Source organism: Cohnella endophytica (assembly GCF_003628305.1).
GTDB lineage: Bacteria > Bacillota > Bacilli > Paenibacillales > Paenibacillaceae > Cohnella > Cohnella endophytica.
In genome coordinates this window covers 227304-240333 of the sequence record NZ_RBZM01000007.1, presented here as the reverse complement: position 1 = coordinate 240333, position 13030 = coordinate 227304, and the positions used below count along the sequence as shown (strand labels likewise).

The window sequence follows — 13030 nt, the reverse complement described above, 5'->3', positions numbered from 1 at the left end:
CAATCCTAGAGTACCAGACTTTGTTTATTCGGTAAACAATCAGCTTAAAATCCGGTTTCTATACGTCGGACGTTGCGAATTTATTCATACTGCATCGTAACGACTCCGGCATATCGGGATAATCCTTCCTTGCCCACATCCAGCGTATCCACCTCGGTCGTACGCTGCCCTAACGCTTGGATAAACTTATCCGCCTTAGCGAAAACGATTTTGCCTAGCAGGCCCAAGGCTTTCGTGCGGTAATGCATCGGAATCGCGACGGTCGCTTGCAATTGACGCGCCACTTGCGCGGCCTCAGCCCCGTCGAGCGTCATTCTTCCTCCGACGGGAACGATGACGATGTCCGATCGGCCGATATCCTTCGCTTGTTCCTCGGTCAGCAGATGACCCAGATCTCCGCAATGACAGACCGTCAGTCCGTCCATCCGGATGCGGAAAATGATATTGGGGCCCCTTTTCTTGCCATTCACCTTGTCGTGAAAGGTTTTGAACCCGCTAATGCTTACATCGCCGCGGCTGTATTCCTTCGGCTCGTTCACCAGCAGGTAATCGCCCGATGCCGCTTTGATTTTATTATGATCGCCATGGTCGTGCGTCACGACGACGATATCCGATTCGATCGGAACCGGCATGCGGTAGCCGAGGAACTTATTGTAGGGATCGATAAGAACCCGCGTTCCGGCTTCCGAGGTGATTAAGAAAGAAGAATGACCGAACCATTTGATGCGCATAAAGAAAATGCCCCTCTCTTTTATTTTGCCGCATTGATCGTTTTGTACACCTTAAAGTACACCCATACCGCGTTCGCCAACAATAAAGCGCCGGTGATGAGGAATACATATCGGACGCCGAACCAAGCCGCCACTTGCCCGCCTAGAAGGGAGCCCCCGAATACGCCCAAATACCCTGCGGACATGGCGAATCCGAACACTCTCCCCGTAATGGAAGCCGGCGTTATTTTCTTGATCATCACATTCACGGAAGGAGTAAGCCCCGCCGCGAACAATCCCAATACGAAGCGGAGACCCATCAGCTGCCAAGGATTGCTCACGAAAGCTTGCGGGATAAAGAGGATTCCTGCCGCCGCCAAGGAGAACAGCATCACTTTATGAACCCCGATGGCGTCGGACAGTTTGCCCAGTCTCGGAGCGGCGATGATATTCGCCATTCCCGATGCGGAGAAGGTGAGTCCGGCGATCAAGGCAATGTGACCGGAATCGCGGGACAGATGGGTAATATAGACGGTAATCACGGGCTCCACGGAATATAAGGCTACCGTTAGGACGAAGAAGGTCACGAACATCGTGATCGTTAAGCTTTTCTCGGGAACGAGCCGCCATACTTGTTTGAGACGGAGCGCCTGCTTATCCTCGCGGACGAACGATTCCTTCACGAATATGGCGGTGGTAACGAAGGCGACGAACAACAGCCCGCCAGTGATAAAAAATACGTTTTGCAAACCGAAGCCTTCTTCGATAAAACCTCCGATCGACGGTCCAAGCAATGAACCCGCGATGCTTGCCGTCGAAAGCAAACCTAACGCATACCCCGTATGTTCCTTATCCGTCTGAGTCGCGATCAATGTCGTGCAAGCCGTAGCGTAACCCGTAATGACGCCTTGCAATAGCCTTAATCCGATCAGGACGTACACGTTCGTCGCGAAGCCCATGCAGCCGATCACGATCGCCATGCCCAAGCTTGCCCTCAACAGCATCGGTTTACGTCCGTACTTGTCGGCGGCAAGCCCCCAGATGGGCGAAAAAATCGCCGAAACGATAAAAGTAACGCCGAAGGCGACTCCGGAAAACTGAGCGATCGCTCCTGTATCGTTCACCCCGAGATGCTGGATAAATAACGGAAGTACGGGAGCGAGCATGCTCATTCCGACGCCCGATACGAACATCCCGAACCAACAAACGATTAAGTTTCTTCTCCAAATCGGCATGAAATCAAGCCTTCTTTCCGCGGGACCGTCGTCCGGCCCCGATGATCAAGCCAAGGCTTCGATCCAAGCGTCGACTGTCAGCACGTCCGCCTGGCGAGGGAATACCTTCTCCGTGAGCACGCGGTGAACTTCGGGATCGCCGTCGAGGCAAGCATCAGATAGCACCGTCAGCCCGTAATCTTTATCCGCCGCTTCCCGCAAGGTCGATAGGACGACGCCGCTCGTCGAGATGCCGCCAAGGATCAGCGTATCGATCCCGCGGGAGCGAAGAAGGACTTCAAGATCGCTGCCGGCAAAAGCGCTCACGCGAAGTTTCGTCACGATCGGCTCACCAGGCAAGGGCTGCACGGATTCGTGAATCTGCGCGCCGCTATCCGAAGGAGTCATCCGGCCCCAACCGAAATCGGCAATCCTCGAGAACGACTTGTTGCGCGGACTGACCTCGGGAAACCCTTCGCGAAACGCCAGCCGCACGAAAATAACCGGTATATCGTGACGGCGCGCGGCATCTAAAGCCTTGCGGAAAGGAAGCATGGCTGCGCTGTTTCCCTCGAAGCGCGAAGCAATGGCGTTTTGCAAATCCATGAGCAATAACGCAGCGTTCGGACGATGATTCGGCATAGGTTGTAGGCTCCTTTTGAGTATGTTAGTATTAACCGGAGAACTCTCCACTTGATATTAAACGGAGATGTCTCCGCTTGTCAAGAGCGCTCCTCCATCGAAATATAGGAAGTGATGAACGCATGAACGATACCGAAGAAACCCCAGGCCGCTCCGAGCGTCGCGATGCCGCCGAGAACCGCCAGCGTATTTTGGAAGCCGCACTTCGGCTCTTCGAACAACAGGGCGTCGAGCAGGTCAGCATGAATCAGATCGCCATAGAAGCGCAGATCGGACCCGGCACGCTCTATCGCCGTTATCGCAACAAAGGCGAACTATGCTTGGACTTAATGAAAGAAAACATCGTACTTCTCTTCGAGAATATCGAAACTCACCTGAAGCAACACCGCGCGGATCCGCCCAGCCAAAGACTGAAAGGACTTCTCGCCTTATTCATCCGGTTCCGGGAGAAGAAGTCCCAGTTGCTCACGGGAGTCGAGGAGTCCGCGTCGACCAATCGATTCAAATCCCGCACGCAAAGTCCTCTATACCTTGAACTACATGAGCTGTTGGTCGAACTATTCGACGAAATGAAAGTCGATGGGCAATCCTCGCCTAACCAACCCGACAGCGTCTTTAAAGCCGACATGCTGCTGATGGCTTTAAGCAGCGAATCTTATTTATTCCAAAGAGACGAGCGCGGCTATTCGCCCGAGAAGTTCTTGGAACAAATCTGGCTAACTTTTCATTCGTAACCTTCGCCCAAAAAAACCGATCTCCCCGAGGAGATCGGTCGAGATCGGTTCGGCATCGGTTCGGATGTGCTTGGGATGAAAATGAACTGCAAGCCTACCTGTCTTGTCTATTCTTCGGGAGGTGATCGCCGTTGGGCTACGATTACTTGAAATACGCCGCTCTCATGGAAGCCGAGACGCTGGAATCGCTCATGCGCGAATACGGACAAGAAATATGGAACTACGCCTATTTGATTACTCGCAGCCGCAGCATGGCGGACGATATTGCGCAGGACGTATTTCTGAAGGCATATCGCCACTTCGCTTCGTTCCGGGGGGAGTCGTCCGTGAAAACATGGCTGCTCCGCATTACGCGCAACCTGAGCTACAACTACAGAAATTCGGCGTTTTTCCGAAAAGCGCTGCTGCTTGATCGCATTGTCCCGGTCGGACACCACCGCTCCGCCGAGCAAGCGTTCCTGGACGAAGAAGCAACGAACGAAGTGTGGCGCCGGGTGTTTAGTTTGCCTGCCAAGCATAGAGAGATTTTGCTGCTTCATGCGAGGCATCAACTGTCGCTAAGCGAAATCGCCTCGCTGCTCGACATTCCCGAAGGAACCGCCAAGTCGAGATTGTTCGGCGCCCGCCAGAAATTATCGAAGCTGTTGAAGGAGGAACAATCGCATGAACAGCTTATCTAATCCCGATTGGTACGATACTTTGAACAAGGATCAGCCGCTCCGAACGCGTACGTTCACGAAGGAGTTGGCAGCCGGCATTTATACGAAGGCGCTGGCGACGCCTGCCCGAGGAACATTTTTCTCGCATAGGCGAAGGATGCTTGGAGCGGCGATGATCGCCATAGCCGCCTGTGTGATCTTCCTGTTCGTGAACAAGACCGGTTCGAATGTTGCGCCAGCTTCTCCATCCAAAGCCGGTGTAGTAGTCAGCGAGCTCACTCCGCAAATCCGGGACGCATTGATTAATCGTAGCGGCACAGAGGCGAACAAACAAATCCTGTTGGAGAAACGCGTCGGAGGCAATCTTGAATTGATCTATTCCGCGCCGCCGAAATCCGCGAACAGTTCCTCCATAATCATCGACATTTTGAAATGGACGGACTACGGCGGGGATCGTTCTGTCGGCACCGGACTCGACGGGTGGTCCCATGACTTCGGCTTTCAAGGAGCGGATGATGCGACGGTGATGCCTGGAGTAACTTGGGGAGGGATTACCGGGTACGGCAGTCTTGCCATTTTTAACGGAAATATATCCCGATCCGAGATCGCCGGCATCCGGGTCGTCGACGGGTCCGGCAAGCAGCGGAGTGCGCACATCTTCCCAAGTTCGCACGACTTTCGGTATTGGTTCGTCGACATGGACGGACCGGTTGAAGGCTACAAGATCGAAGCTCTCGACTCGAACGGAGCCGTGCTCTCCACATATTCGCCTCGTGCTAACTAAACAGCAGAAGGGCTTTCCCGGTTTAGGGGGAAGCCCTTCTTTTCAAGCTGCGTATTTGTTGCGTCATACCCCGCGTTTATTGCCCCATAACCAGGCATGAAGTTGCGGTAAAACCCTTACTGACCTAAACACCGTCGACGCCATCACGCTCTCCACTAACCATTCGTAGCGCCTCAGCAAACGATGCAACAATACCGCGTTATCGCTCTCCGCGATATCGTCATTGCCCGACTGCAAAAACATCTGGACTTGCGGGTACCGACGGTGGACTTCTTCCGCGAATTGAAGGTCTGTCTCGTCGAACACGACGACCTTCAGACAAAAATTACGGTTATGCTCCGAAAGCCTGGCAACCAGATCGTCAAGAACAAGCCAATCGGTTTTCATCCCGGAGCTGGGCGGTTTGGGGGATAAGGTCAACTCGTCAATGTGTAAAAACCATTCCTTCCATAGGCTGCCCTGCGTCTCCAATGCAACTCCGATTCCCCGGTCATGCAGCAGACCGATCAGTTCGTTCAGGTGAGTTAGAAGCGCGGGATTGCCTCCCGAGAGGGTCACGTGAGAAAAACGGTCGCCGCCTATCTCAAATAGCTCGGAGACGATCTCCGTGGCGGTCAACATACGGATGTCTTGCTTGCCTGATCCGTCCCAGGTAAAAGCGGAATCGCACCAGGAACAGGAATAGTCGCAGCCTGCCGTGCGTATAAACATCGTTTTCTGCCCGATGACCATACCTTCTCCTTGGACGGTAGGTCCGAATATCTCCATGACGGGAAACCGATTAGTCGCCATAGGAGCCACCTCCCATTGGACGATACACCACATAGCTGGTCGGCGTTTCTCTCAAGAAAACTTGCAAACATCGCGGCTTATTCCCCGAACGGTCGAGAAAAGACTGAATGATCTCGCATATCGTTCGGGCAACGATCTCCGTTGTAGGGAACCGATCCGGATCGTCGTCTTGAAAATAAGCAGTATGCTCGTTTAATACGGAATGGTCAAAGAGGTCATGGATCAGTTTCTTGATCTCCGAGAAATTGACCAAAAAGCCGGCCGAGTCCAGATCGTTCCCGGCAATCGTAATATTGGCGAAATAGGTATGGCCGTGCACCCGGCTGCACTTCCCTGCAGCCTCGGCCGGCACGTAATGAGCTGCGGCAAACTGCAGATCCTTATTTAATTCATAGCGGAAAGGATGGGCAACGGACGGGTAGATCTGCTGAATCATAGCAGTCCTCCCTCGCTTTTTTCTAGAAGATACTCATCCAATCCTCTCTTACGAAGATGGCATGAAGGGCATTCCCCGCAGCCGTCGGCTATGATTCCGTTATAACAAGTCAAAGTCTTCTCTTGCACGTAATTCAGCACGCCAAGTTCGTCGGCCATTTTCCACGTTTGCGCTTTGGTTAACCACATCAGCGGCGTGTCGAGTACGAACGGGTAGTCCATGGCCAGGTTTAACGTGACGTTAAGCGATTTGATAAATATATCCCTGCAATCCGGATAACCGCTGAAATCCGTCTCGCAAACGCCGGTCACGATATGTTTGGCCCCGATCTGTTTCGCTAATACCGCGGCAAACGTCAAAAACAGCAGGTTGCGTCCATCGACGAAGGTCGTCGGCAGCCCATCTTCCTTTTCTTCGATCGCGATATCCTGCCTCGTCAGTGCATTGGGCGCCAACTGACTCAAAAGGGACATGTCCAGCACATGATGCTTTACGTTCTGCTCCTTCGCGATTTGCGCCGCGCAATCCAACTCCAACTTATGCCGCTGTCCGTAGTCGAACGTTACGACCTCGATCTCGGCAAATCTTTGTTTGGCCCAGAACAGGCAGGTGGTGCTATCTTGTCCGCCGCTAAATACGACGACTGCTTTTTCTTGATTCATTTTTAAGCGCTCCTTCGTTTATAAACAAAAAAAACGACATCTAAGGAGATATCGTTTCCTTAGTTTTTTATAGAGGGTGTTCTAGAACCTCTCCTGACGCCGCCGTAGCGCGTTCAGAGTTTTATGCTGTTGTCTATCATTGTACTACATAACGCATCCGTGATGTTAGTCAAAAAACCGAAAGAAGAGTTACCCCAAGCGGCCAGTGCGGCCGCTTGCCGGGTAACCCTTCCGATTTCATTACTTGTTCTTGTAAACCGGACGCAATGACGTCCTACTCTTTCACTCCGCCCAGCGCTACGCCCGCGATAATATACCTCGACAACAAGAAGTAGATTACGAATAGCGGCAACACGGTAAGCGACAGCCCCATGTAAATCGAACCGAACTCCGTCTTGTAAATATCGCCTTTAAGCAAGCTTACCATAATCGGCAACGTATACTTATCCTTCTCGGTGAGCAGGATCAACGGCATGAACAAGTTGTTCCAGTTGGCCACGAAGGCAAAGATCGCCTGCGTTGCGATTGCCGGTATCATAATCGGCATGACAATTCGGTTGAAGGTGTATATTTCACCCGCTCCGTCAATGCGCGATGCCTCCACCATCTCGATCGATAACGTCGCGAGCAAGTATTGTCGCATGAAGAACACGATCGCCGGCGCTGCAATGGCGGGAAGAATCAGCGGTAGAAAGCTGTTCGTCCAATGCAATTGATACATGAATTTATAGAATCCGATGGCGCTTGCCTGTGCCGGAATCATCATGACCAACATGATAAAGGTAAAGAAAGCCTGGCGCCCTCTCCAGTTATATACGACAAGCGCGTATGCGGTCAGCGACGAGAAATAGACCGCGCAAAGCGTCGAGAATCCCGAGATGATGAGCGAGTTGAAAAATCCTTTAAGAGGATCGAAGCTCTTGCTCAGCAGCACGTCCAGATTGGTCATCATGTGTGTCGAAGGCAGCAGAGAAAGACCGCTTTGAATCTCGGGTGTCGAGCGCGTGGCGTTGACGAACATAATCCAGAATGGCAGAATGCTGAGCAGCGACAGGGCGATGCAGACGATGTAGATGATCGTCTTATTGATGTTAAGGGAGACTGTAGCGTCTTTTTGTATTTTTGCCATGGATCAAATCCCCCTTGCCGTCGCTTGCGCAGCTTTATCAATCTTCATTTGTGCTTTCTTGAGTCTTGCCGCATCGCGGTCCCGCATCAAGTAGAACAGCAGTCCCGACAGGATCGCCGCCATCACGAACATGATCATGCTCGCCGCCGCCGCGCGATTAAACATGTAACTGCCCTTGAACGCTTGACCGTATATGAACACCGACGTGGTAAGCGTTGCGTCGTCCGGGCCCCCATAAAGGAACAACTGCGGGATATCGAACAACTGCAAACCGCCGATCGTCGACGTAATCAGCGTGTAGAGCATGATCGTTTTAAGACTTGGCAACGTGATGCGGAAGAAGGTTTGGAACCCGTTGGCGCCGTCAATGGCGGCAGCCTCGAATAGCGCGGGATTGATGCCCATAACCCCTGCAATCAGTATGATCATCGTATTCCCGTACCACATCCAGAATTGGATGAACGCTACGATACCTTGCGCAGTCGTCTTGTCCTGCAGGAAATTAACCGGAGAGTGGGTAAAACCCAGCATCTCGAACAAACTGTTCACGGGACCCATCGGGTACGAGAACAAAGAGTTAAAAAGCACGGCGATCGTACTCGCCGTGATAATATTCGGCATATAGAGCAAAACTTTGAACGCGCCTTGTCCCCTCACTTTAATGCGCCGGTTAGTGAACCAGGCGGTGAGCAAAAGCGCGAGCACGATCTGGGGTATGAAGTTGGCGATCCAGATCAGCGCGGTATTGGAAAGCGACGTTCTGAACGAAACATTATCGAAAATGAGGTCCTTAAAATTCTGAAACGGATGATCTAAAATGTGAATCGGTTTAGGGATTACTCCCTTCATATCGGTAAACCCGATGACCGCGGTATACAAAACGGGATATAACGAGAAAACCAGAAACGCAAGTATAAAAGGAAAACTGAATATATAGCCGAATTTGGAATAGCTGACACCCTTGCGGCGCATGGCTCCCACCCCATATCAATTAGTATAAAGGGGCGGGAAAACCCCGCCCCTTCGGCGCCGAATTATTCGCTTTCGATTCCGAGTTGATCCTTGACTTTTTGCTTGAAATCCGCGATCGTCTTGTCGCGGCTCTTATTGCCCGCGGAATATTCGCGTACTTGATCGCGCCAGATGAGGTTGATCGATTCGTCGTATTGGGTAAGGTTTTTGCCTGTTGCGTTGGCATTAGCCGGAACGAATACTTCGAACATATTTTGTCCGCCCAGCAGTTCGATTTCGCCGTTGGATTTAGCCATAACGACGGAAGATGACACGCTGTCCTTCGTACCTTGCTCGCCATCCTTCATGGTGCCGTTAGCCCAATAATATTGGAGGCCCGTATCGGAGGTATCAAGCGTAACCCACTTGATGAAATCGGCAACGGCTGCTTTCTTGGCTTCGTCCTTGACGACGTTCTTGTTCGCGAGCAACCAAGTGCCGCCCCAGAAGAAACCGGTTGGCGGTTCCGTAGCCGCCCAGTCGCCGTTCGTGTCTTTAACTTGATCTTTCATAACGTAGTTAATGAGCCAAGCGGGACCGAAGAATCCGAAGATCGGTTGTTTGCCGGTTCCGGACATATCCGCGAACCAAGATTCCGACCAGTCTTTCGTATCGTTAGAGTATCCGTTATCTTTCAGCTTCTTGGAGAGATCCAGGAACTGTTCGCGTTTCGGATCGATATGAAGCTTGCCGTTGACAACCCAACCCTTGTCGGAGCTGTTCTCGATCGGGTGCCAAATGTCGCCGTCGCCGGAAACGATGCCGTAACCTTTAGCCTTTAGCTTGGCGGCCGCATCGAAGAATTTTTCCCAACCAGGACCTACTTCGTTCTTGATAGTTGCAGGATCGTCAGTACCGAACACGTCTTTGGCTAGCGAGCGGCGATAGATGAAAGCACCGCCGGTAGCTTGATAAGCTAGTCCCTTAAGCTGACCGTCCTTGCTACCGATGTCAACCGAGTATTGAGCGATTTCGGCGTCCTTTACCATTTGATCGTCGAGCCCGAGATCGGCGTAATTGGCAGCATAGTCGGATGCGTCGCCTTGCGTGTATTTGAGAACGAAGGCGGATTCAGCCGCGTAAAGATCCGGGGCATCCTTGCCGCCGCTTGCGAGCGCCTGGTCGAGAGCGGGCTGATAAGCGCCGTCCGTGGTCGCGATAATCGTGGTTTTGAACTCCACGTTCGCGTCGGGATGGGTGGCAATATACTTGGTCGTCATGTTCGGAATTTCGTCCGTGAAGCTCCAAAGATTGATGGTGACTTTATCCTTGGGTTTATTGCTCGTCGAAGCCGATGGGCTTGCACTTGCGCCTCCGTTGTTGGATGAGTTCGATTTTCCGCCGCACGCGGCGAGAACGGAAGTCAACATGAGAACTGCAGTGGCCGTAGTTAAAAAACGTTTCATATCTTTATCCTCCCTTTTCTATGCTAACAGTTACTGTGTAACCGCTATCATGATTATAGTGTTTGTAATGTAAGCGCATAAGGAACTGTTCATTGGGAAAAATTCCACTATTATTGGATAAACTAATCACCAACCTAGGGATAAAATATTCCTCATGTGGAAACCTAACGATTGTATGACTTGATAATACGGAGGGAGGCCCCCACATGGCTAACAATCAAGATCAACCCACGAAAGCGGAAGTGCAGTCGACTCCTTTAAACAAATTGCCTGTCCCGGGCGAGAACGATACGGAATTTTCCGCCGAGGAAGCGGCACAAGTATTTGAGCAAAACCAATCCTCGAATCGCGCTTCCGATAGTCAGCGATAAAATCGCACTCTAACGCAAATACCACTCCGGTTAAGGAGTGGTATTTGCTGTTTCAAGGCAATTCTTTATGGACAACAATATGAAGCGGTAACCCAGGGGTTAACGCCTCATTTTGTTTAAATTAGATCCTACGTTGAAAAACCAAAACATTCCGCCTGGATGACACAAGGCGGAACCCGTGTGTCAAAAGACAACGCTCAGCAAAAGTCACACGTCTTCCGATTACCAAAAATCGGTTACAAGGTCTAGCACTGCCGGCTATACGGACGGCTGTGATAATTCTGCGTCCAGTTATTCTGCTACGTCTAAACGCAATGATTACCACATCAGTTCTTATGCAAGCCAAATCAATCACCTCGCTTCTCTATCAGTTACTATAGAGAATGCGAGAGTAACTAGAATGGTAACTGATACATAGCCAGAAGCCATACATCCACTCGGAACCTTAGGAAGATATTGATTCAATCCATTTGGATTGGTTCGAAAGTTTTTTTGATTCTACCTTAACAATGTAAGTATTTCTTTTACAGAATTATCAACAAACACTCGTTCAGGACGAGATTTCATGAACACGGTAAGTCCTATTAACGATATGACTAGTGTCTGCGCTAAACCCTTTGCGTTAATACCGCTATCAAGCTCACCTGAGCGCAAACCTCGTTCAATCGTTTCTTGGAATATTACCGAGAGATACATCTGATGTTCTCTTGTTAGAATTTCAAATTTCTCATCATGAGGCGCAAGTTCCACCATCGAATTGATGCAAAAGCACCCCCAGTTCGGACTTTTTTCATATTCCTTTGCCACCATATTTTCAAAAAAGGCACGGAATGCCTCTTTAACAGAAGAATTGTTTTGAAGATTGGCGCGAACATAGGTAGCATGGGAACTCGTATATTTTCGCAACGCAGCTTCAAATAATTCTTTTTTGTCTCCAAAGGTGGCGTATATGCTTGGACGCTGAATGCCCATTCTTGATGTCAAGTCGCTTAAAGAGGTAGCTTCGAACCCTTTTTCCCAAAATAGTTGCATAGCTGCATCCAATACCTTTTCCTCATCGAATTCGCGTCGTCGAGCCATAGCAACCCCCTCTTTTCATATCGAACGGTATATTATAATTTTATTGTGTGAAGGTTACCCTGTCAATAATATTAAGCTTTTCTTGACAGTCACCTTTTTTTAGAGTTATATTTACCAGGCAATATTTCATACCGATCAGTACTTTATTTTATAAATCTGATAAACCTAAATTTAAGGAGGCGTTATCTTTGGGGAAGTTTGTAGTATCAGAATCAGCGCCCGCATCTTTAATGTCTCGCAATGTTGCACTCTTATTTGCGATCGCTTGCGGATTGGCAGTCGCCAACATATATTACGCGCAACCCTTGCTGGACGCTATTTCAAACGAGTTCGGTATTACTCATTCATCCGTCGGCATTGTTATTACAATCACTCAAGTTTGTTACGCACTTGGACTGCTATTGCTAGTGCCCCTCGGCGATTTATTAAATCGACGTTGGCTGATCGCTGGACAGATGCTAGTATCCGTGTCGGCTTTGATTGTAGTTGGCACCGCCCCCACCAGCATGGTGTTATTCATAGGCATAGCTGCGGTTGGATTGCTTGCCGTAGTGACACAGACGCTCGTTGCGTTCGCGGCAACTTTGGCTGCCCCAGCCGAACGTGGGCGTGCCGTGGGTGTTGTGACAAGTGGAATCGTAATTGGTATTCTGCTGGCGCGAACTTTCGCTGGCGTATTAATGGATTTAGCCGGTTGGCGTTCTGTCTACCTTGTCTCTGCGGTATTAACGCTTATCATGGCATGTGTATTGTTTAGGGTACTGCCGCATTATGAGCACAAAAGAAAATCATTATCCTACCTACAGTTGCTTCGTTCGCTGCTCACGTTGTTCGTACAAGAACGAATCCTGCGAATCCGAGCTGCACTAGCCTTGATGATTTTTACCGCTTTCAGTATATTCTGGACTTCCCTAGTGCTGCCTCTCAGCGCTCCTCCGCTTTCTCTTTCACATACTGCGATTGGAGCGTTTGGTCTCGCTGGAGTTGCTGGAGCGTTAGCAGCAGCGCGAGCAGGTCGTCTTGCCGATCGAGGTTTAGGGCAGAGGACCACAGGCGTGGCATTGATTCTGTTGCTTATTTCATGGTTGCCAATAAGCTATACTCAACATTCGCTTCTCGCATTAATCGTCGGTATTGTCCTTCTTGACCTGGCAGTTCAAGCCGTACATGTCACCAACCAAAGCATGATCCTTGCTTTGCGCCCTGAGGCACGCAGTAGGCTTACTGCTGGTTACATGATTTTCTATTCCATTGGTAGCGCCACCGGGTCAATCGCATCTACCAACATCTATGTTTACTCAGGCTGGAACGGAGTGTGCTTGTTAGGTGCAATTGTCAGTGCTTTGGCTCTTCTATTCTGGGTATTGACCCATCGCCTTAAATAATTAAATTCGGGTGCC

15 protein-coding genes and 1 riboswitch are annotated in these 13030 nt (G+C 50.5%); of the genes, 5 read left to right on the top strand and 10 right to left on the bottom strand.

The features are described from left to right. Positions 1-80: 80 nt before the first annotated feature. From D7Z26_RS17050 to D7Z26_RS17040, 3 genes are read right to left on the bottom strand one after another with little or no spacing between them, the layout of a single operon-like run. Positions 81-731 carry an MBL fold metallo-hydrolase gene (locus D7Z26_RS17050; protein WP_120978193.1) on the bottom strand — a complete coding sequence of 217 codons (651 nt, stop codon included), beginning with the start codon at positions 729-731 and terminating at the stop codon, positions 81-83. A 20-nt stretch (positions 732-751) separates the two neighbouring features. Then, positions 752-1945, bottom strand: a complete 1194-nt coding sequence (locus D7Z26_RS17045) for a multidrug efflux MFS transporter (RefSeq protein ID WP_120978192.1) — start codon at positions 1943-1945, stop codon at positions 752-754. Between the two features lie 45 nt (positions 1946-1990). Then, entirely contained in the window at positions 1991-2566 is a 576-nt protein-coding gene (locus D7Z26_RS17040) for a cysteine hydrolase family protein (RefSeq protein WP_120978191.1), read from the bottom strand. A 122-nt stretch (positions 2567-2688) separates the two neighbouring features. Between D7Z26_RS17040 and D7Z26_RS17035 the strand changes: the two genes are divergently transcribed. The 3 genes from D7Z26_RS17035 to D7Z26_RS17025 all read left to right on the top strand — a co-directional run bounded on the left by D7Z26_RS17035 (position 2689) and on the right by D7Z26_RS17025 (position 4743). Beyond that, entirely contained in the window at positions 2689-3300 is a 612-nt protein-coding gene (locus D7Z26_RS17035) for a TetR/AcrR family transcriptional regulator (RefSeq protein ID WP_120978190.1), read from the top strand. Between the two features lie 131 nt (positions 3301-3431). Continuing rightward, positions 3432-3980 carry an RNA polymerase sigma factor gene (locus D7Z26_RS17030; RefSeq protein ID WP_233566989.1) on the top strand — a complete coding sequence of 183 codons (549 nt, stop codon included), beginning with the start codon at positions 3432-3434 and terminating at the stop codon, positions 3978-3980. Then, positions 3964-4743 (top strand): hypothetical protein, encoded by a 780-nt coding sequence (locus D7Z26_RS17025; protein ID WP_120978189.1) that lies wholly within the window; start codon positions 3964-3966, stop codon positions 4741-4743. Before D7Z26_RS17030 ends, D7Z26_RS17025 begins: the two co-directional genes overlap by 17 nt. Positions 4744-4806: 63 nt before the next feature. On the opposite strand, the gene queE is transcribed toward D7Z26_RS17025, so the two are convergent. The 6 genes from queE to D7Z26_RS16995 all read right to left on the bottom strand — a co-directional run bounded on the left by queE (position 4807) and on the right by D7Z26_RS16995 (position 10179). Then, entirely contained in the window at positions 4807-5535 is a 729-nt protein-coding gene (gene queE, locus D7Z26_RS17020; RefSeq protein WP_120978188.1) for a 7-carboxy-7-deazaguanine synthase QueE, read from the bottom strand. Then, the gene (locus D7Z26_RS17015) at positions 5525-5971 is read right to left on the bottom strand and encodes a 6-carboxytetrahydropterin synthase (RefSeq protein WP_120978187.1); all 447 of its coding nucleotides are present in this window, start codon (positions 5969-5971) and stop codon (positions 5525-5527) included. Before D7Z26_RS17015 ends, queE begins: the two co-directional genes overlap by 11 nt. Continuing rightward, complete coding sequence (gene queC / locus D7Z26_RS17010) at positions 5968-6633, bottom strand: 7-cyano-7-deazaguanine synthase QueC (RefSeq protein WP_120978186.1); 666 nt, start codon at positions 6631-6633, stop codon at positions 5968-5970. Before queC ends, D7Z26_RS17015 begins: the two co-directional genes overlap by 4 nt. A 53-nt stretch (positions 6634-6686) precedes the next feature. Next, a riboswitch (PreQ1 riboswitch) is annotated at positions 6687-6730 on the bottom strand. Between the two features lie 177 nt (positions 6731-6907). After that, a complete protein-coding gene (locus tag D7Z26_RS17005) occupies positions 6908-7762 on the bottom strand; it encodes a carbohydrate ABC transporter permease (protein WP_120978185.1) in 855 nt (284 codons plus the stop codon). Positions 7763-7765: 3 nt separating this feature from the next. After that, positions 7766-8734: a carbohydrate ABC transporter permease gene (locus tag D7Z26_RS17000; protein ID WP_120978184.1), complete on the bottom strand. Its 969-nt coding sequence runs from the start codon at positions 8732-8734 to the stop codon at positions 7766-7768. Between the two features lie 62 nt (positions 8735-8796). Next, positions 8797-10179, bottom strand: coding sequence for an ABC transporter substrate-binding protein (locus tag D7Z26_RS16995; RefSeq protein WP_120978183.1), 1383 nt, complete (start codon positions 10177-10179; stop codon positions 8797-8799). A gap of 206 nt (positions 10180-10385) precedes the next feature. Between D7Z26_RS16995 and D7Z26_RS27525 the strand changes: the two genes are divergently transcribed. Continuing rightward, the gene (locus D7Z26_RS27525; RefSeq protein ID WP_199731728.1) at positions 10386-10550 is read left to right on the top strand and encodes a hypothetical protein; all 165 of its coding nucleotides are present in this window, start codon (positions 10386-10388) and stop codon (positions 10548-10550) included. 498 nt (positions 10551-11048) lie between these two features. On the opposite strand, the gene D7Z26_RS16990 is transcribed toward D7Z26_RS27525, so the two are convergent. After that, a complete protein-coding gene (locus D7Z26_RS16990) occupies positions 11049-11630 on the bottom strand; it encodes a TetR/AcrR family transcriptional regulator (RefSeq protein WP_120978182.1) in 582 nt (193 codons plus the stop codon). Between the two features lie 230 nt (positions 11631-11860). Here D7Z26_RS16990 and D7Z26_RS16985 point away from each other — a divergent pair, with 230 nt between their 5' ends. Further along, positions 11861-13015, top strand: a complete 1155-nt coding sequence (locus D7Z26_RS16985; protein WP_120978447.1) for an MFS transporter — start codon at positions 11861-11863, stop codon at positions 13013-13015. Positions 13016-13030 lie beyond the last annotated feature (15 nt).

Coding starts and splice junctions, on each gene's coding strand:
- D7Z26_RS17040 (WP_120978191.1), bottom strand. CDS start 2,566: ATGCCGAATCATCGTCCGAACGCTGCGTTATTGCTCATGGATTTGCAA.
- D7Z26_RS16995 (WP_120978183.1), bottom strand. CDS start 10,179: ATGAAACGTTTTTTAACTACGGCCACTGCAGTTCTCATGTTGACTTCC.
- D7Z26_RS16990 (WP_120978182.1), bottom strand. CDS start 11,630: ATGGCTCGACGACGCGAATTCGATGAGGAAAAGGTATTGGATGCAGCT.
- D7Z26_RS17000 (WP_120978184.1), bottom strand. CDS start 8,734: ATGCGCCGCAAGGGTGTCAGCTATTCCAAATTCGGCTATATATTCAGT.
- D7Z26_RS16985 (WP_120978447.1), top strand. CDS start 11,861: ATGTCTCGCAATGTTGCACTCTTATTTGCGATCGCTTGCGGATTGGCA.
- queE (WP_120978188.1), bottom strand. CDS start 5,535: ATGGCGACTAATCGGTTTCCCGTCATGGAGATATTCGGACCTACCGTC.
- queC (WP_120978186.1), bottom strand. CDS start 6,633: ATGAATCAAGAAAAAGCAGTCGTCGTATTTAGCGGCGGACAAGATAGC.
- D7Z26_RS17050 (WP_120978193.1), bottom strand. CDS start 731: ATGCGCATCAAATGGTTCGGTCATTCTTCTTTCTTAATCACCTCGGAA.
- D7Z26_RS17045 (WP_120978192.1), bottom strand. CDS start 1,945: ATGCCGATTTGGAGAAGAAACTTAATCGTTTGTTGGTTCGGGATGTTC.
- D7Z26_RS17005 (WP_120978185.1), bottom strand. CDS start 7,762: ATGGCAAAAATACAAAAAGACGCTACAGTCTCCCTTAACATCAATAAG.
- D7Z26_RS27525 (WP_199731728.1), top strand. CDS start 10,386: ATGGCTAACAATCAAGATCAACCCACGAAAGCGGAAGTGCAGTCGACT.
- D7Z26_RS17025 (WP_120978189.1), top strand. CDS start 3,964: ATGAACAGCTTATCTAATCCCGATTGGTACGATACTTTGAACAAGGAT.
- D7Z26_RS17015 (WP_120978187.1), bottom strand. CDS start 5,971: ATGATTCAGCAGATCTACCCGTCCGTTGCCCATCCTTTCCGCTATGAA.
- D7Z26_RS17035 (WP_120978190.1), top strand. CDS start 2,689: ATGAACGATACCGAAGAAACCCCAGGCCGCTCCGAGCGTCGCGATGCC.